A 17280-nucleotide genomic window follows, 5' to 3' on the forward strand; every position below is an offset into this window, starting at 1 on the left:
TGAGTGCGCAACGATGACAACTTTGTTGCGCTCTGCAATGGGCCCTGCTGCACCAATCGCGGCTGGGGCCCGCAGTAAGAAGTAGACGGTTCGTGCCTGGCTCGGTGCGGACCGAGACAGGAGAAATGTGGCCAAGGTCCGCGTACACGAGCTCGCCAAAGAGCTCGGTATTACTTCCAAAGATGCAGTGACGAAACTGCAGGAACTGGGCGAATTCGTTCGCTCCGCCTCATCCACCATTGAGGCCCCCGTTGTCCGCAAACTGCGCAACGCCTTCCCGGACGCCGCTGCGAAGTCCGCAGCCCCGGCCGCCGCCCCCAAGGCGCCTGCCCCCGCGGGAGAATCACGTCCTTCAGCACCGGCCCCCGGTCCGGCTGCGCCCAAGGCTCCGGCTCCCAAGGCCGAAGCGCCCGCTCCTGCGGAACCCCAGGCACCCGCCGCAGCTGCGGCCCCGGCTGCCCCCGCAGCACCCTCCACCGGCGCCAAGCCCGGTGCACGCCCGGCCCCCAAGGCCGAAACTCCGGCTCCCCGCCAGGGCGGCGCTGCGTCCGGCGCATCGGCCCCCCGCCCCGGCGGTCCCCGCCCGGGCAACAACCCCTTCGCCACGTCCCAGGGCATGCCCCGCGGCCGCGGCGGCGACGGTGAGCGTGCTCCCCGCCCGGGCAACAACCCCTTCGCCACCTCGCAGGGCATGCCCCGTCCCGGCGGCGGCCGCACTGACGGTGAACGTCCCGGCGGTCCGCGTCCCGCGGCCGGTGCGGGCGGTCCCCGTCCCGGCGGTCCGCGTCCGGCAGCAGGTGCGGGCGGTCCCCGCCCCGCAGCAGGCGCAGGCGGCCCGCGTCCGGGCGCACCGCGTCCCGGTGGTGCCGGCGGAAACCGTCCTACTCCGGGCATGATGCCCAACCGCACTGAGCGTCCCGCACCCGCAGGGGCAGGCCGTCCGGGCGGCGGCCGCGGTCCCGGACGCCCCGGTGCTCCCGGCACCGGCGGTCCCGGTGGCGGCGGCGGTGCTCCCGCCGGCGGTGGCTTCGGTAAGGGCGGCCGCGGCCGCGGCGGTACCCAGGGTGCCTTCGGCAAGGGCGGCGCAGGCCGTGGCAAGCAGCGCAAGTCGAAGCGCGCAAAGCGCCAGGAACTTGAGCAGATGAGCGCACCGTCGCTGGGTGGCGTGAGCGTACCCCGCGGCGACGGCAACACCGTTATCCGCCTGCGCCGCGGCAGTTCCATCACGGACTTCGCCGACAAGATCGAGGCAAACCCCGCCGCGCTGGTCACCGTTCTCTTCCACCTCGGCGAGATGGCCACGGCTACCCAGTCGCTGGACGAAGAGACCTTTGCCCTGCTGGGCGAGGAGCTCGGCTACAAGCTCCAGGTTGTTTCCCCGGAAGACGAGGAGCGTGAGCTGCTCTCCAGCTTCGACATCGACTTCGATGCCGAGCTCGAAGCTGAAGGCGACGAGGAACTTGAGGCACGTCCTCCGGTTGTCACCGTCATGGGCCACGTGGACCACGGTAAGACCCGCCTGCTGGACGCCATCCGCAAGTCGGATGTCATGGCCGGGGAGCACGGCGGCATCACGCAGCACATCGGTGCTTACCAGGTCACGCACAACCACGAGGGTGAAGACCGCAAGATCACCTTCATCGATACCCCGGGCCACGAGGCGTTCACCGCCATGCGTGCCCGTGGTGCGAAGGTCACGGACATTGCCATCCTGGTGGTGGCCGCGGACGACGGCGTCATGCCGCAGACCGTTGAAGCCCTCAACCACGCCCAGGCGGCCAACGTGCCGATCGTCGTGGCCGTGAACAAGATCGACAAGGAAGGCGCCAACCCGGACAAGGTCCGCGGCCAGCTGACCGAGTACGGCCTGGTTCCCGAAGAATACGGTGGCGACACCATGTTCGTGGAGGTCTCTGCCCGCCAGAACCTGCACATTGACGACCTGCTGGAGGCAGTCCTCCTCACCGCGGACGCTGCCCTGGACATGCGCGCCAACCCGAACAAGGACGCCCGCGGTATCGCGATCGAAGCCAACCTGGACAAGGGCCGCGGTGCCGTGGCAACCGTCCTGGTGCAGTCCGGAACCCTGCGCGTCGGCGACACCATCGTGGCAGGCACGGCCCACGGCCGCGTCCGTGCGATGTTCGACGACGACGGCAGCGCCCTGACCGAGGCAGGCCCGTCCCGCCCCGTGCAGGTCCTGGGTCTGTCCAACGTCCCGCGTGCAGGTGACACCTTCTTCGTGACCGCTGACGAGCGCACCGCCCGCCAGATCGCCGAGAAGCGCGAAGCTGCCGACCGCAACGCCGCGCTGGCCAAGCGCCGCAAGCGCATCAGCCTCGAAGACTTCGACCAGGCAGTGGCCGAAGGCAAGATCGACACCCTCAACCTCATCCTCAAGGGTGACGTGTCCGGTGCCGTGGAAGCCCTCGAAGACGCCCTGCTCAAGATCGACGTCGGCGAAGGCGTGCAGCTGCGCGTCATCCACCGCGGTGTGGGTGCCATCACGCAGAACGACGTCAACCTGGCCACTGTGGACAGCGCCGTCATCATCGGCTTCAACGTCAAGCCGGCCGAACGGGTTGCCGAACTGGCAGACCGCGAAGGCGTGGACATGCGCTTCTACTCGGTCATCTACTCCGCGATCGACGACATCGAAGCGGCTCTCAAGGGCATGCTCAAGCCGGAATACGAAGAGTTCCAGCTGGGTACGGCCGAGGTGCGCGAAGTGTTCCGTTCCTCCAAGTTCGGCAACATTGCCGGTTCCATCGTCCGTTCCGGCATCATCCGCCGTAACACGAAGGCCCGCATCAGCCGCGACGGCAAGATCATCGGCGACAACCTCACCGTTGAGACGCTCAAGCGCTTCAAGGACGACGCCACCGAGGTCCGCACGGACTTCGAGTGTGGTATCGGCCTCGGCTCGTACAACGATATTGCCGAGGGCGACATCATCGAGACCTTCGAGATGCGCGAGAAGCCGCGCGTCTAGTCCGGTTTCGTACCATGGGCGGGGAGCCTCCGGAATCCGGGGGCGCCCCGCCGTCGTAACACTAATTGAGGAGTGGATATGGCTGATCCGGCACGTGCTGCCAAGTTGGCGCAGCGGATTAAGGTTGTTGTTGCCGAGGCCCTGGGCCGCAAGGTCAAGGACCCCCGGCTTGAAGGCATTACCGTCACCGATGCCCGGGTGACCAACGACCTGCAGCACGCCACGATCTACTACACCGTCTTTGGGGACCAGGCCGTGCAGGCCGACGCTGCCAAGGGACTGGAGAAGGCCAAGGGCGTGCTGCGGCAGGAAGTGGGGCGGAACATCACTGTCCGGCTGACTCCCAGCCTGGAGTTCGTGGCCGATCAGATTCCCGTCGTTGCTTCCAACCTCGAGGAGCTGCTGAGGGAGGCCAAGAAGCGTGACGCCGAGGTTGCCGCTTTGGCCGCACAGGCCCGGCACGCAGGGGACCCCGATCCGTACCGGAGCGACGCTTCTGGCGACGTGGAAATCGACGAAGACGACTTCGACGAAGAGGACCTCGACCTCAGTGATGACGACGGCATCGACGAGGACGGCAACGCGCGAAAGTAGCGGAGACACCCGTTGCGTGGAGAAAGCCCGGACCGCTACTGGTCCGGGCTTTCCTGTGCTGTCATGGCTAGGATCTAGCTATGACGGCTGCATCCTTGATCACCTGCCCCTCCTGCGGCAAGACCAACCGCATTCCCGCTGCGGCTCCGGGGCGCCCCCGCTGCGGCAACTGCAAGGGGGATCTTCCGTGGATCGTGGATGCAGGGGACGCGGATTTCGCGGATGTGGCCGAACAGTCGCCGGTTCCCGTGCTGGTGGATTTCTGGGCGGAGTGGTGCGGGCCGTGCCGGATGGTGAGCCCGGCGCTGGACAAGCTGGCCAGGGAGCAGCCCGGCAGGATCAAGCTCGTCAAGGTGGACGTGGACAAGGCCCCCGGCCTCTCGCGCAGGTTCGATGTCCAGGCCATCCCCACGCTGATGGTTATGGTGGACGGCGCAGTGATTGAGCGGCAGGCCGGCGCGGCACCGGCCCAGGCCCTGCGGTCATGGCTGGCCGCGGCACTGGCCAAAGCAGGCAGGTAGTTCAGCGCCGAGCCAAGGGCGTCGGGACCGTCAGTCCCGTGCCGGCAGGCGCGACAGCCCTTCGAGGAGTTCGTCTTTCCGCCCGCACAATGCGATGCGCACCCAGCCTTCGCCGATGGATCCGAATGCCGTGCCGGGGGCCAGCGCCACGCCGGAGTCGTTCAGGAAGCGCCGCACCCAGCCGCGCACATCCCCTCCGCTGGCATGGGACACGTCCGCCCACAGGTAGAAGGCGCCTTCCGCGGTCAGGTAGGGGATGCCCTTCGCGTCGAGGGCGGCGGAGGCTGCGTCCCGGTTCTCCCGGTAATGCTGGTGCGCCTCCCGGACGTAGTGCTGGGGTCCGGTGAGCGCGGCCAGGGCTGCATACTGCGACGGGGATGCCACGCAGGAAACGATCGACTCCATCACGTTGTCCATCTTCTGCTCCAGGCCCGGAGGGCAGATCAGCGCGCCGATCCGGAGGCCCGTGAGCCCGTACGTTTTGGAGAGTGTCAGCGACGTGAACACGCGCGCGTCACCCGGCGTGCCGCCGTCGTACTTTGCCGGGCTTACGTGCGGAACGTCGTAAGTAAAGGCCTCGTAGCACTCATCGGCGATGATCCACAGATCGTGCCGCCGGGCCAGCTCCACCAGCTCGCGGGTCATGTCCTCGCTGAGCACGGCGCCCAGGGGATTCGACGGCGAGTTCAGCACCAGCACGCGCGTGCGCTCCGTAATCAGCGCCTCGATGTCCGCGGTCCGCGGCTGGAACGAATGCTCCGGATACAGCGGATAGCCCACGGGCACGGCGTTGAGCAGCCGGCTGGTCATGGCAAAGGTGGGGTAGCCCGGGTTGGGAATGAGGATTTCATCGCCGGGGGAGAGCAGCAGGCTCATGGCGAAATGCAGGCCCTGCTGGGCTCCGTCCACTACGTAGACGCGGTCCGCGCCGATGCCCGTTTCCCCGTTCAACCCGGTGCGTTCCCGGAACCTCGCCGCAAATGCCTCCCGTAGTGCCGGAAGGCCCGCATTGGGCGTGTAGTTGGTTTCGTCCCGGTCCAGGCATGCCATGCCTGCCTCCAGGACGTGGCGGGGAAGCGGAAAGCCCGGTTCGCCAATGCTGAGGACCAGGGCGCCGGGGGTGCGCCACGCAGCTTCGGTGATCTCGCGGATCTGGTTGACGGGCACGTCGCGGACATGGGCGGCAAGCTCAGGCATGCCTGCCATCCTAGCCGCCCACCGGTGGGCGGGGCGCGCGGCGTCGCCCATATACTGGGAAGCGTGCTTTCTGGACTGGTGATAGTGGACAAACCGCAGGGATGGACCAGCCACGATGTGGTTGGCCGGATGCGGCGGATCGCCGGCACCCGGAAAGTGGGCCACGCCGGGACCCTTGATCCCATGGCCACCGGCGTCCTGGTAGTGGGTATCAACAAGGCCACCCGCCTGCTTACCTACATCGTGGGCACGACGAAGACCTATACGGCCACCATCCGGCTGGGCCAGTCAACAGTTACGGACGACGCCGAGGGCGAGGTTACCGCCTCGGCCTCCGCCTCCGCCGTGGCTGAGCAGGCAATTTACGACGGCGTGACGGCCCTCACCGGTGAAATCCAACAGGTGCCCAGCAGCGTCAGTGCCATTAAGGTCAACGGTGAACGGGCCTATGCGCGCGTGCGCTCGGGGGAAGACGTCAAGCTCGCCGCCCGCCCGGTCACCATCCACCGCTTCGAGGTGCACTCCATCCGCCGTCTGGCCGGGACCGACGTGGTCGACCTGGATGTCACCGTCGAGTGTTCTTCCGGTACCTACATCCGGGCGTTGGCCCGGGATCTGGGCACCGCCCTGGGCGTCGGCGGGCACCTGACGGCGCTGCGCCGCACGCACGTCGGCCCCTATTCGCTGGACCAGGCCCGGACCCTGGAGCAGCTGGCTGAGGAGCTTAGCGTCCTGGACATTGCAGACGCGGCCCGCGCACTCATGCCAATCCGCGAGCTTACGGCCGAGGAGACCACGGAGATTTCCTTTGGCCGGCGCATCGCCTCCGGCGCCCCGGCCGGAAGCACCTCCGCTGCGACCGCAGACCATCCGGCTGCCGCGTTCGCCCCGGACGGTAGCCTCGTGGCGCTGCTGGCAGACAGCGGTAGCCATGCCAAGCCAGTGCTGGTGTTCGCGCCGGGGACCGGTTCAGGTACCGCCGCCACCTCCGCGGCCGGAGAGGCCTGAGCGTGGACGCGTATTTCTACATCATTCTGGTGGTCGGGCTGCTGTCCACGGGCATCTGCCTGGCGGCCGGCATCATGAAGAAGGCCCCGAACGACATCACCATCCTGTCGGTGGCCGCCGTCGAACTTGCCCTCCTGGTCTACCTGGTGGGCTCGATCGTGCGGGTCATCGCCGGTGAGCCGATCGCGGGGGAGGCATGGGAATTCTGGGGCTACCTGGTGACGGCGCTGCTGCTGCCGCCCGCCGCAGTGTACTGGTCCATCCTCGAACGGACCCGCTGGAGCAACTTTGTACTCGCCGCGGTGGGCGTGACTGCACTGGTCATGGCCGCCCGCATGAACCAGATCTGGTACTGAAGTGGAAGAATCATCCATCGTGAAAGAGAAGTCCGGGACGGCAGCTGCCGCAGCGAACACCCGCAACACCGGTCCCGGCCGGCTCCTGATCGCGGTCTACGCGATTTTCGCGATCTCCGCGTCCGCCCGGGCCGGTTACCAGATCCTCACCAAGTTTTCCGAGGCGCCTCTGGCATACCTGCTCTCTGCCTTCGCGGCCCTCGTATATGTAGTGGCCACCGTTTCCCTCGCAAAGTCCGGACGGACCTGGTTCAAAGTGTCGCTGGCCGCGGTGCTGGTGGAGCTGGTGGGCGTACTGGTAGTGGGTGCCCTGAGCATCTTCGATGCGGTGCAATTCCCGCATGAAACCGTATGGTCGATGTTCGGCCGCGGCTACGGCTTTGTGCCGCTGGTGCTGCCAATCCTTGGGCTGGCCTGGCTTTACCGGCGGCGTCCCCGGGGCGCGGTGCCTGCTGCGGGCTGAGTGCCCTGTTTGTTGTCTCGACACATGAAATATGCTTCACTGTTTTGTGTGGAGGGGAGTATCCCCCGAATGCTTCGTCGTCAATCCGACCGCCCCTGAGCGGTCCGGCGGGGCAGGCTCCGGCGGAGCCGGGAAAGACCTCCGGTTGGTATATATCTGACTGGAAGCGGGTTTCCCCTGATGAATGTTCCTTTATGGGCCTGGCTGGCCGTACTTCTCTTCATGGTTCTGATGCTTGCCCTTGACCTTTTTGCCCATCGCAAGGCCCATGTGATTGGGGTGCGGGAGGCCGCATTGTGGTCCGTGGTCTGGGTCGCTTTTGGCGTAGGTTTTGGCGTACTGGTGTGGCAGGTCTACGGGGCGGAGTTTGGCCAGCAATATTTTGCCGGCTACCTGATCGAGAAGTCCCTCGCGGTGGATAACGTCTTTATCTGGGCCATTATTTTTACCTACTTTGCGGTGCCCCGGGAATACCAGCACCGCGTCTTGTTTTTCGGCGTTCTGGGCGCACTGCTGTTCCGCGGCATCTTCATTGCCGGCGGCGCCGCCATCATCACCAGCGCGGAGTGGGTGTTGTATATTTTTGCGGCATTCCTGCTTGTCACCGGCTTCCGGATGGTCCGGCACCGGGACGACCTGCTGGACCCCGAAAAATCCCGGGCGCTGAAGCTCTTCCGCCGCCACGTTCCCATGACTAATGACTTCCACGGGCAACGTTTCCTGATCCGGCGCCGGGGAGTCCTTCTGGCCACCCCACTGCTCGCAGTTCTGGTCCTCGTGGAGGCCACGGATATCGTCTTCGCCGTGGACTCCATCCCAGCGATCTTCGCCGTTACCGATGAGGTCTTCCTGGTCTTCACCGCGAACGCGTTTGCCATCCTGGGACTACGCGCCATGTACTTCCTGCTGGCCGACCTTATCCACCGGTTCGTCTACCTGAAGACCGGCCTGGCGCTTGTCCTGATCTGGGTGGGCATCAAGATGTTCCTGAAGATCGACGTCTACTACATCCCCACCCCGGTTTCCCTGGCGGTTATCGTGACCATCCTCCTCGTGGCCGTGGCAGCAAGCCTGTGGGCAACCCGGGGCCAGGGCCGCCGGCCGCTTCCCGCGCCGGAGGGTGCACCGTTCGGGACAGCATCCCCCGAAGAGATGGCAGCCCTTGAACCGTTGTGGCGCCGCCGGGAACCAAGCAGCACCAACCATCCATGACCCCGAAAACAACGGAGCATCCATGACAGCTGAAAATTCCATCGACAGCGGCCATGACGCTCCACGTCCAGGCGGGAACACCCGGCCCGCCTGGACGTTCCTGACCAACCACGGGCATGTCCTGCTGTCTGTGGCACGGTACCCGGACATCCGCGTAACCGACATCGCCGAGCGCGTGGGCATCACCACCCGTGCGGCCCTGCAGATCCTCAAGGACCTTGAAGAGGGCGGGTATCTGCAACGGTCAAGGGTGGGGCGCAGGACGCATTACATCATCCGGCCCCATCAACATTTCCGGCATCCCTCGACGGCCGCGCAGGAAGTGGACGGGCTCATCAGCCTCTTTACCGGGCCCCTGCCGGGCGGCAGCGCGGCGGGGGAGCAGTAACAGCCCTGCCCACGGCTTTCCCGGCGTCCTGGCAAACCCTCGAATGCAGGTAATCTTAGAGAGTTCCGCGGCCGGTACCGGGCCCGAACATTGATACTTGCAAGCTGTTAAGGCGAGGGTGATGGTCTACATCTGGAACGATCCGGCCGAGGTCCCGGCGGACTTTGGCCCTTCCGTGGTCACCTTCGGAAACTTCGACGGCGTCCACAGGGGTCACCAGCAGGTGCTGTCCCAGCTGATCCGCTCAGCCCGCCTCTCCGGCGCCAAATCGGTGGCCGTCACCTTTGATCCACACCCTGCCGTGATCCACCGCCCCGAGGCTGCGCCGGAAATGATCATGGGATTGCCGGACAAGCTGGAAGCCTTGGGCGAACTGGGCCTTGATGCCGTGCTGGTCATGAAGTACTCGCTGGACCTGGCCAGCCTGACCCCGGAGGAGTTCGTCCGGCAGTACCTGGTGGACTGCCTCCACGCGAGCCAGGTGGTGATCGGCCACGATGCCCGCTTCGGCCGCGGCAACTCCGGCGACCTGGACACCATGAAGGAGCTCGGCGGGAAGTTCGGCTTCGACGTCCAGGTCATCAGCGAATTCGGTTCAGAGGGCTACCCTCTGCACGAGGACGACGGCAAGGACCGCCGCTGTTCCTCCACCTGGGTGCGCGAGGCGTTGCGCGAGGGCGACGTGGCCACCGCCGCTGCGGTCCTGGGCAGGCCGCACCGGATGCGGGGCGAGGTAGTGCACGGCGCCGCCCGCGGACGTGCGCTGGGCTTTCCCACCGCCAACCTTTCCCCGGATGCCTCCGGGCTGATTCCCGCGGACGGCATCTACGCCGGCTGGTTGGTGGACCAAGCCGGAAAGCGCTGGCCCGCAGCCATTTCGGTAGGTTCCAATCCCACGTTCGACGGCGTCAGCCGTCAGGTCGAGGCGCACGTTATTGACCGGCCCAAGGAAGCCGTGGAGGACTTCGATCTCTACGGCCAGACAGTAGTGGTGGAATTCGTCTCCCGGCTGCGGGGGATGGTGGCCTATCGTGGGCCGGAAGCGCTCGTTGAGCAAATGCGGCTGGACGTTGTCCAGACGCACGATCTGTTACGCAGCCACTAGCCGGGCACCCCGCAGGCTGCGACGCTGCCGTCCCGCCGCCAACCGGCCGGGCGGCTGTTCCGCCCCCACCGCCCGGCACCAGAACTGCCGGCCAGACAGGAAGGCCCGCCAGTGCCAGTGGAGAAGAACACCCGGAAGCTGGAGAAGGGGATCGTCCGCGATTTCAGTTCCCGGATGAGCTATTCGTCCTATCTGCAGCTGCCAACGCTGCTGAGCGCACAGCAGCCGGTGAGCGAACCCGAGCACCACGACGAACTGCTGTTCATCATCCAGCACCAGACCACGGAGCTGTGGCTGAAGCTGGTGCTCCACGAGTTGCGCAGCGCCGCGGCGTGGCTCCGCGCGGACGACCTCGGCTCCGCGCTGAAGGGCATTGCCCGCGTCAAGCACATCCAGAAGACACTGACCGAACAATGGTCAGTCCTGGCCACGCTGACCCCCACGGAGTATTCGCAGTTCCGGGGGTTCCTGGGCAACTCTTCGGGGTTCCAGTCAGCGCAGTACCGTGCCGTGGAGTTCGTCCTGGGCAACAAGAACCGCAAGATGCTGGACGTTTTTGAATCAGACCCGGAGTCGCACGTGATGCTCGCGGAGCTACTTGGCTCGCCCAGCATCTACGACGAGTTCCTGGCCTACCTTTCCAGACAGGGCCTCGCCGTGCCGGCATCGGTCCTGGAGCGCGACGTGACCCGGGCCCACGAGTTCACTCCGGAACTTGTCCCGCTGTTCAAGCACATCTACGAGCACGCTGCGGACAACTGGGGCGCGTATGAGGCGTGCGAGGAACTCGTGGACCTCGAGGACAACTTCCAGTTGTGGCGCTTCCGGCACCTGCGGACCGTCCAGCGGACCATCGGCATGAAGAGCGGAACCGGCGGGTCCAGCGGTGTCGCTTTCCTCCAGAAGGCCCTGGAGCTGACGTTCTTCCCGGAACTTTTCGCTGTCAGGACGGAGATCGGACAATGAGCATCCAGCAGGAAATTGACAGCATGCCAGCCGCAGGCGAACTCCGGCTTCGCGCTGCGGAACTCGATGCCCGGGATCCCCTGGCCCCCTATCGGCAGCACTTTATCGGCACCGATTCTCCGCTGTCCTACCTGGACGGCAATTCCCTGGGCCGGCCGCTGAAGCGTACCGCCGAGGATGTCGCTGCGTTCATCACGGACCAGTGGGGCGGACGGCTGATCCGCGGCTGGGACGAGCAGTGGCTCGACCTGCCACGGGCCATTGGTGACCAGCTTGGCCGGGCGGTGCTGGGGGCCGCGCCCGGCCAGACGATCATTGCCGACTCCACCACCGTGGTCCTCTACAAGCTGATCCGCGCAGCCCTTGCGGCAGTGAACGACCCCGGCCGCAACGAAATCCTCCTGGACACCGAGAACTTCCCCACGGACCGCTACCTGGTGGAAGGTATCGCACGCGAGGAGGGCCTGACCCTTCGCTGGATCCAGCCCGACCCTGCCGGCGGGGTGACCGTTGACCAGGTGCGCCAGGCAGCGGGGCCGCGCACCGCCGTCGTACTCCTGAGCCAGGTGGCTTATCGCTCAGCGCACCTCGCCGACCTCCCCGCCATCACGGCAGCAGTGCACGACGCCGGCGCCCTGGTGGTGTGGGACCTGTGCCATTCCGCGGGATCGGTGGAGATCGGGCTGGACGACGCCGGCGTGGATTTCGCGGCCGGGTGCACCTATAAGTACCTCAACGGCGGACCCGGGTCTCCGGCGTTCGCCTATGTGAACAGCCGGCATCTTGGCTCGCTGCGGCAGCCCATCTGGGGCTGGATGGGGCGCAAGGACGCCTTCGAAATGGCATCCGGCTATGAACCGGCGGAAGGAATCCGCGGGTTTCTCAGCGGCACTCCGGCCATCTTCGGAATGATCGCCATGCAGGGCACGCTGGACCTGATCGAGGAAGCATCGATGGCCGCCATCCGGGAGAAGTCGCTCCGGCTCACCGGATTCGCGGTGAAGCTTTTTGATGCGTGGCTGGCCCCTTTGGGCGCCGTGCTGGCCTCTCCGCGCGACCCGTCCGGGCGTGGCAGCCACATCACCGTGGACCATCCGGACTTCGCCAAGGCCACGGTGGCCGGGCTGTGGGACGAGGATGTCATTCCGGATTTCCGGGCCCCGCACGGCATCCGGGTAGGCCTGTCTCCCCTCAGTACCAGCTTCGGGGAGGTCCTGCAGGGAATGGCCGCGATCCGGGCGGAACTCGCCGGCTGAACGGTTGCCGAATGAACCGCCGGCCTGCAGCCTTTTCGACAAGATTGGCACGCGGCCGGTAAACTGGGCGATGGATCCGGCTGCAGTCCGTGGCGGCTGGTTCCTGCCATGTTCGGGAAACCCTGATTTGTTCGGGAAACCTGCGCGGGCAGACCCGGCAGTGATTTTCTGACCGGGCCCTCACGGCACATTTTCTAGGAGTTATTGTGGCACTTGACGCCGCTGTAAAGCAGTCCATCATCAAGGAATACGCAACCGGCGAAGGCGACACCGGTTCGCCCGAGGTCCAGGTTGCAGTCCTGACCCAGCGGATCAAGGATCTGACTGAGCACATGAAGGCGCACAAGCACGACTACCACACCCAGCGCGGTCTGCTGGCCATGGTTGGTCGCCGCAAGCGCATGCTGAGCTACCTCAAGAAGACTGACATCGCACGCTACCGTTCGCTCATCGAGCGCCTCGGCCTGCGCCGCTAGTCGGACTTAGGGGCGGCCCATTCCAACCACGGAACGGGCCGCCTTCTTCAAACCAAAACTAAACAGGAGGATCAACCGCATCACGCATTCGCGGTCCTCGGTAGTGATCCCCGGGAACGGCTTCCATGCGAAGCCCCGGCCCGTGGGTCTCGATCGATGACCGGGTGCAGGGCCAGTAGACAGATGCTGGGCTGGGTTGATGCGGCTGGACTTCCGTAAAACAGAAACGGAGGTGACTCTCTTGGAGGGTCCCGAAATCCAGTTCTCAGAAGCCGTCATTGACAATGGCCGCTTCGGCAAGCGTGTAATCCGCTTTGAAACCGGCCGCCTTGCCAAGCAGGCAGCCGGCGCAGCGATGGTGTACATCGACGAAGACACCGCGCTGCTGTCCGCCACCACCGCCGGCAAGCACCCGCGCGAGGGCTTTGACTTCTTCCCGCTGACGGTTGACGTTGAAGAGCGCATGTACGCCGCCGGCCGCATCCCGGGCTCGTTCTTCCGCCGCGAAGGACGTCCATCCACCGAAGCCATCCTGGCCTGCCGCCTCATGGACCGCCCGCTGCGCCCCGCCTTCATCAAGGGCCTGCGCAACGAGGTCCAGATCGTGGTCACCGTCCTGGCCATCAACCCGGACGAGCTGTACGACGTCGTTGCCATCAACGCCTCCTCCATGTCCACCCAGCTTTCGGGCCTGCCCTTCTCCGGCCCCATCGGCGGCGTGCGCGTTGCCCTGGTGGCAGACGAGAACGGCTCCCAGTGGGTGGCGTTCCCGAAGCACTCCCAGCTGGAGAACTCCGTCTTCAACATGGTGGTTGCCGGTCGCGTTGCCGGTGACGACGTCGCCATCATGATGGTAGAAGCAGAAGCCACGGACAACTCGTGGAACCTCATCAAGGAACAGGGCGCCACTGCCCCCACCGAAGAGGTCGTTTCCGAGGGCCTCGAGGCTGCCAAGCCGTTCATCAAGGCCCTCTGCGACGCCCAGGCCGACCTGGCCGCACGCGCTGCCAAGCCCACCGTCGAGTTCCCGGTCTTCCTGGACTACGAGGACGATGCTTACGCAGCCGTCGAGTCTGCTGCAGGCGAGAAGCTGGCTGCAGTGTTCCAGATCGCTGACAAGCAGGAGCGCGACAACGCTTCCGACGCACTCAAGGACGAGGTCCTCGCGTCCCTGGCAGGCCAGTTCGAAGGCCGCGAGAAGGAACTGTCCGCTGCATTCCGGTCGGTCACCAAGCATGTTGTGCGCCAGCGCATCCTCAAGGAACAGATCCGCATCGACGGCCGTGGCCTGACGGACATCCGCCAGCTCACTGCCGAAGTTGAGGTCCTGCCGCGTGTTCACGGTTCGGCCATCTTCGAACGCGGCGAGACCCAGATCATGGGTGTCACCACGCTGAACATGCTCAAGATGGAACAGCAGATTGACTCGCTGTCTCCGGTCACGCGCAAGCGGTACATGCACAACTACAACTTCCCGCCGTACTCCACCGGCGAGACCGGCCGCGTGGGTTCGCCCAAGCGCCGCGAAATCGGCCACGGTGCCTTGGCTGAGCGCGCACTCGTGCCCGTCCTGCCGTCCCGCGAGGAATTCCCCTACGCCATCCGTCAGGTATCCGAGGCCCTCGGTTCCAACGGTTCGACGTCGATGGGTTCCGTCTGCGCCTCCACCCTGTCCATGCTGAACGCCGGTGTGCCGCTGAAGGCCGCCGTTGCCGGTATCGCCATGGGCCTGGTGTCCGACCAGGTTGACGGCCAGACCCGTTACGCTGCCCTCACCGACATCCTCGGCGCCGAAGACGCTTTCGGCGACATGGACTTCAAGGTGGCAGGTACCTCCGAGTTCGTCACGGCCATCCAGCTGGACACCAAGCTCGACGGGATCCCCGCATCGGTCCTGGCTGCAGCACTGAAGCAGGCCCGCGAAGCCCGCCTGCACATCCTGGATGTCATCAACTCGGCCATCGACACCCCGGACGAGCTCTCCGAGTTCGCACCGCGCGTCATCGCCGTGAAGATCCCCGTGGACAAGATCGGCGAGGTCATCGGCCCCAAGGGCAAGATGATCAACCAGATCCAGGAAGATACCGGCGCCGACATCTCCATTGAGGACGACGGCACCGTCTACATTGGCGCTACCGACGGTCCGTCTGCAGATGCAGCACGGTCCGCCATCAACGCCATTGCCAACCCGCAGGTTCCGGAAATCGGCGAGCGCTACCTGGGCACGGTCGTCAAGACCACCACCTTCGGTGCCTTCGTGTCCCTGACCCCGGGCAAGGACGGCCTGCTGCACATCTCCGAGCTCCGCAAGCTGGCCAACGGCAAGCGCGTGGACAACGTGGATGACGTTGTGTCCGTCGGCCAGAAGGTCCAGGTGGAAATCACCAAGATCGACGACCGCGGAAAGCTCTCGCTGGCACCGGTTGTTGCCGAGGAAGAGGGCGCAGCCGACGCTGAGCGCGCGCACTCCACCGAACCGGCGGAAGGCGCTGACGCCTAGTCAGCTCCGGGCTCCGGCCTAAGCATGAATCGGCGGGGCCGGTGGGTGATCCACCGGCCCCGCCGCTGTTACGATGGCAGCCAGATCCGGCTGCCCCTCCTGAAAGGCCTCAATGACTGTTGTACCCCTGCCGCTTGAGCAGAACCACCGCGGCGACACCCTGGTCCACGGCTCCGACGGCGGCTCCGAAGTCCGCCGCTCCGTGCTGCCCGGGGGAGTGCGGGTACTGACCGAAGCGATGCCTGGGCAGCGTTCAGCCACCATCGGCTTCTGGGTTGGTGTTGGCTCCCGGGACGAGGCCCCGGGGCAGCACGGCTCCACCCACTTCCTGGAGCACCTGCTGTTCAAGGGAACCAAGCGCCGCACGGCGCTTGAAATCGCTTCCGCCTTCGATGAAGTCGGCGGGGAGTCCAACGCGGCTACTGCCAAGGAAAGCACCTGCTACTTTGCGCGGGTCCTGGATACGGACCTGCCGATGGCAATCGACGTGATTGCCGACATGATCACCGGTGCAGTGATCGACCCCGCCGAGATGGAGCAGGAACGCGACGTCATCCTGGAGGAAATCGCGATGGACAGCGATGATCCCACCGACGTTGCCCACGAACACTTTGTGGCCGCCGTCCTCGGCAGCCACCCGTTGGGCCGCCCCATCGGCGGCACACCGGACGCCATCCGCGCCGTGGCACGCGATTCGGTCTGGGACCATTACCAGCGCTACTACCGGCCTGACGAGCTGGTGATTACCGCCGCAGGCGGCCTGGAGCACGACGTCGTATGCGGCCTTGTGGTGGACGCGCTCGAGTCTGCCGGGTGGTCGCTGGAGTCCGACGCGGCACCCGTGGACCGCCGCCCTACAGACCGTGCACTGATTACCGGTACGGCCGGGCTCCACGTCGTGAAGCGGGCGGTGGAACAGGCCAACATCATAATGGGCTGCCCCACCATTGTGGCCACCGACGACCGCCGCTATGTCATGAGCGTGCTCAACGCCGTGCTCGGCGGTGGCATGTCCTCCAGGTTGTTCCAGGAGATCCGTGAGAAACGGGGCTTGGTCTATTCGACCTATTCCTTTGCGTCGTCGTACGCGGATGCCGGGTACTTCGGCATGTATGCCGGCTGCACTCCCTCCAAGGTGCGCCAGGTGCTGGAACTGCTGGGGGCCGAACTGGACAAGCTGGCAGAACACGGCATTACGGAGGATGAGCTCCGCAAGGCAGTCGGCCAACTGTGTGGCGGAATCGTGTTGGCGCTCGAGGACACCGGCTCACGGATGTCGAGGCTGGGGCGTGCTGAACTCGTGTCCGGTGAATACCAGGACATCGACGAGACCCTTCGCCTGATCAAGGACGTCACGGTCCAGCAGGTCCAGGACCTCGCAGCCGAGCTTGCTGCCGCCCCCCGCACCGTCACTGTGGTGGGGCCCTTCGAGGAATCCGAAACCTTCGGACTCTGAGTGTAGTAACTGACTTTAGGTAACTAAGGACGTAGGGTACCGCCGGGCATAGGATGGGTTCATTCCCGCGAGTTGCCAGAAAAGGCGGAGCACACCGTGATCCCAGCCCGTTCGGACCACCCGTCCACGGCATTGGCCAGCCTCCTGGGGCACTGGCGAGGGAGCACCGATATCCCCGCCGGCCCCTGGGGACCCGCGCGCACTGTTGATGCCGAGCTGACATACCGACGGCTGGCCGGGGGCTTCGCAGTAGTGCAGACGTACCGGCATACCGAGGCCGACGGCAGCCACTATGAAGGACACGGCATCTTTACCCTGGATCCCCAGCATCAGGACGTCCTCTGGTACTACGTGGACACTGCCGGTCCGGTGCCGGACGGGCCCACCAGGTGCGTGGTCCACGACGGTGTCCTCCGGGTGGAACGGCGCAGCGACGGCGGCTCGACCCGGCACACGCTCAGCGTGGACGGCGACCTGTTGACCCATGTTGCGGAAATCCGCTCGGGAGCAGCGTCAGCCCTGCCGGAAGGCGGCGGTTACCGACCCCTGATGACGTCGCGCTACCGACGCGTGGCTGATTGACGCACCCTGCCCCGGCTGCGGCCGACCAACAGCGCGCTGGCACGGACCGGGCGAAACCCTAGGTTCCCGCGGGTTCAGGCATCCGCTCAAACAACCATGCCATGGGGTCTTCGGGGAGTGTGTCGGGGTAGGGGTAGGTGTCCCAGGCGGGGTGTGCCGGGTGGAGGTCGTGGTCGTCGATGAAGCCAGCGTTGATGGGCACGGTGTT

Annotated in this window: 16 protein-coding genes; 15 read left to right on the forward strand and 1 reads right to left on the reverse strand. The window is 65.7% G+C overall.

What is annotated here, in order from left to right:
* Positions 1-127 precede the first annotated feature (127 nt).
* The 3 genes from infB (at position 128) to trxA (ending at position 4107) form a co-directional block, all read left to right on the forward strand.
* The gene (infB, locus tag ACFWIX_RS07525; RefSeq protein WP_377215483.1) at positions 128-2992 is read left to right on the forward strand and encodes a translation initiation factor IF-2; all 2865 of its coding nucleotides are present in this window, start codon (positions 128-130) and stop codon (positions 2990-2992) included.
* 78 nt (positions 2993-3070) lie between these two features.
* Entirely contained in the window at positions 3071-3586 is a 516-nt protein-coding gene (gene rbfA, locus ACFWIX_RS07530) for a 30S ribosome-binding factor RbfA (RefSeq protein WP_377215484.1), read from the forward strand.
* An 80-nt stretch (positions 3587-3666) separates the two neighbouring features.
* Positions 3667-4107: a thioredoxin gene (gene trxA, locus ACFWIX_RS07535; RefSeq protein ID WP_377215485.1), complete on the forward strand. Its 441-nt coding sequence runs from the start codon at positions 3667-3669 to the stop codon at positions 4105-4107.
* A 30-nt stretch (positions 4108-4137) separates the two neighbouring features.
* On the opposite strand, the gene ACFWIX_RS07540 is transcribed toward trxA, so the two are convergent.
* Positions 4138-5304: a pyridoxal phosphate-dependent aminotransferase gene (locus ACFWIX_RS07540; protein ID WP_377215486.1), complete on the reverse strand. Its 1167-nt coding sequence runs from the start codon at positions 5302-5304 to the stop codon at positions 4138-4140.
* A gap of 63 nt (positions 5305-5367) precedes the next feature.
* On the opposite strand from ACFWIX_RS07540, the gene truB reads away from it, so the two are divergent.
* The 12 genes from truB to ACFWIX_RS07600 all read left to right on the forward strand — a co-directional run bounded on the left by truB (position 5368) and on the right by ACFWIX_RS07600 (position 17072).
* Complete coding sequence (truB, locus tag ACFWIX_RS07545) at positions 5368-6312, forward strand: tRNA pseudouridine(55) synthase TruB (RefSeq protein WP_377215487.1); 945 nt, start codon at positions 5368-5370, stop codon at positions 6310-6312.
* Positions 6313-6314: 2 nt separating this feature from the next.
* A complete protein-coding gene (locus tag ACFWIX_RS07550) occupies positions 6315-6668 on the forward strand; it encodes a hypothetical protein (protein ID WP_377215488.1) in 354 nt (117 codons plus the stop codon).
* A gap of 19 nt (positions 6669-6687) precedes the next feature.
* A complete protein-coding gene (locus ACFWIX_RS07555) occupies positions 6688-7131 on the forward strand; it encodes a hypothetical protein (RefSeq protein WP_377215489.1) in 444 nt (147 codons plus the stop codon).
* Between the two features lie 180 nt (positions 7132-7311).
* Positions 7312-8343, forward strand: a complete 1032-nt coding sequence (locus ACFWIX_RS07560; protein WP_377215490.1) for a TerC family protein — start codon at positions 7312-7314, stop codon at positions 8341-8343.
* Between the two features lie 22 nt (positions 8344-8365).
* On the forward strand, positions 8366-8731 hold the full coding sequence (locus ACFWIX_RS07565) for a helix-turn-helix transcriptional regulator (RefSeq protein ID WP_377215491.1): 366 nt from the start codon (positions 8366-8368) through the stop codon (positions 8729-8731).
* Positions 8732-8852: 121 nt separating this feature from the next.
* Positions 8853-9836 (forward strand): bifunctional riboflavin kinase/FAD synthetase, encoded by a 984-nt coding sequence (locus ACFWIX_RS07570; RefSeq protein WP_377215492.1) that lies wholly within the window; start codon positions 8853-8855, stop codon positions 9834-9836.
* A 111-nt stretch (positions 9837-9947) separates the two neighbouring features.
* On the forward strand, positions 9948-10802 hold the full coding sequence (kynA, locus tag ACFWIX_RS07575; protein WP_377215493.1) for a tryptophan 2,3-dioxygenase: 855 nt from the start codon (positions 9948-9950) through the stop codon (positions 10800-10802).
* Positions 10799-12058, forward strand: coding sequence for a kynureninase (gene kynU / locus ACFWIX_RS07580; RefSeq protein WP_377215494.1), 1260 nt, complete (start codon positions 10799-10801; stop codon positions 12056-12058). The genes kynA and kynU overlap by 4 nt, the downstream gene beginning before the upstream one ends.
* A 206-nt stretch (positions 12059-12264) precedes the next feature.
* Positions 12265-12534, forward strand: coding sequence for a 30S ribosomal protein S15 (gene rpsO, locus ACFWIX_RS07585; protein ID WP_377215495.1), 270 nt, complete (start codon positions 12265-12267; stop codon positions 12532-12534).
* Positions 12535-12775: 241 nt separating this feature from the next.
* A complete protein-coding gene (locus ACFWIX_RS07590; RefSeq protein WP_377215521.1) occupies positions 12776-15034 on the forward strand; it encodes a polyribonucleotide nucleotidyltransferase in 2259 nt (752 codons plus the stop codon).
* A gap of 112 nt (positions 15035-15146) precedes the next feature.
* Positions 15147-16490, forward strand: a complete 1344-nt coding sequence (locus ACFWIX_RS07595) for a M16 family metallopeptidase (RefSeq protein WP_377215496.1) — start codon at positions 15147-15149, stop codon at positions 16488-16490.
* Positions 16491-16586: 96 nt separating this feature from the next.
* Positions 16587-17072 carry a DUF1579 family protein gene (locus tag ACFWIX_RS07600; RefSeq protein ID WP_377215497.1) on the forward strand — a complete coding sequence of 162 codons (486 nt, stop codon included), beginning with the start codon at positions 16587-16589 and terminating at the stop codon, positions 17070-17072.
* The last annotated feature ends 208 nt before the right edge of the window (positions 17073-17280 follow it).

The organism is Pseudarthrobacter sp. NPDC058362 (genome assembly GCF_042723515.1).
In the GTDB taxonomy this organism is placed as follows: domain Bacteria; phylum Actinomycetota; class Actinomycetes; order Actinomycetales; family Micrococcaceae; genus Arthrobacter.

What these genes read in the sequence shown, in the direction of transcription:
- rbfA (WP_377215484.1), top strand. Translation starts at nt 3,071, where the DNA reads ATGGCTGATCCGGCACGTGCTGCCAAGTTGGCGCAGCGGATTAAGGTT.
- trxA (WP_377215485.1), top strand. Translation starts at nt 3,667, where the DNA reads ATGACGGCTGCATCCTTGATCACCTGCCCCTCCTGCGGCAAGACCAAC.
- ACFWIX_RS07540 (WP_377215486.1), bottom strand. Translation starts at nt 5,304, where the DNA reads ATGCCTGAGCTTGCCGCCCATGTCCGCGACGTGCCCGTCAACCAGATC.
- ACFWIX_RS07560 (WP_377215490.1), top strand. Translation starts at nt 7,312, where the DNA reads ATGAATGTTCCTTTATGGGCCTGGCTGGCCGTACTTCTCTTCATGGTT.
- ACFWIX_RS07565 (WP_377215491.1), top strand. Translation starts at nt 8,366, where the DNA reads ATGACAGCTGAAAATTCCATCGACAGCGGCCATGACGCTCCACGTCCA.
- ACFWIX_RS07570 (WP_377215492.1), top strand. Translation starts at nt 8,853, where the DNA reads ATGGTCTACATCTGGAACGATCCGGCCGAGGTCCCGGCGGACTTTGGC.
- kynU (WP_377215494.1), top strand. Translation starts at nt 10,799, where the DNA reads ATGAGCATCCAGCAGGAAATTGACAGCATGCCAGCCGCAGGCGAACTC.
- ACFWIX_RS07595 (WP_377215496.1), top strand. Translation starts at nt 15,147, where the DNA reads ATGACTGTTGTACCCCTGCCGCTTGAGCAGAACCACCGCGGCGACACC.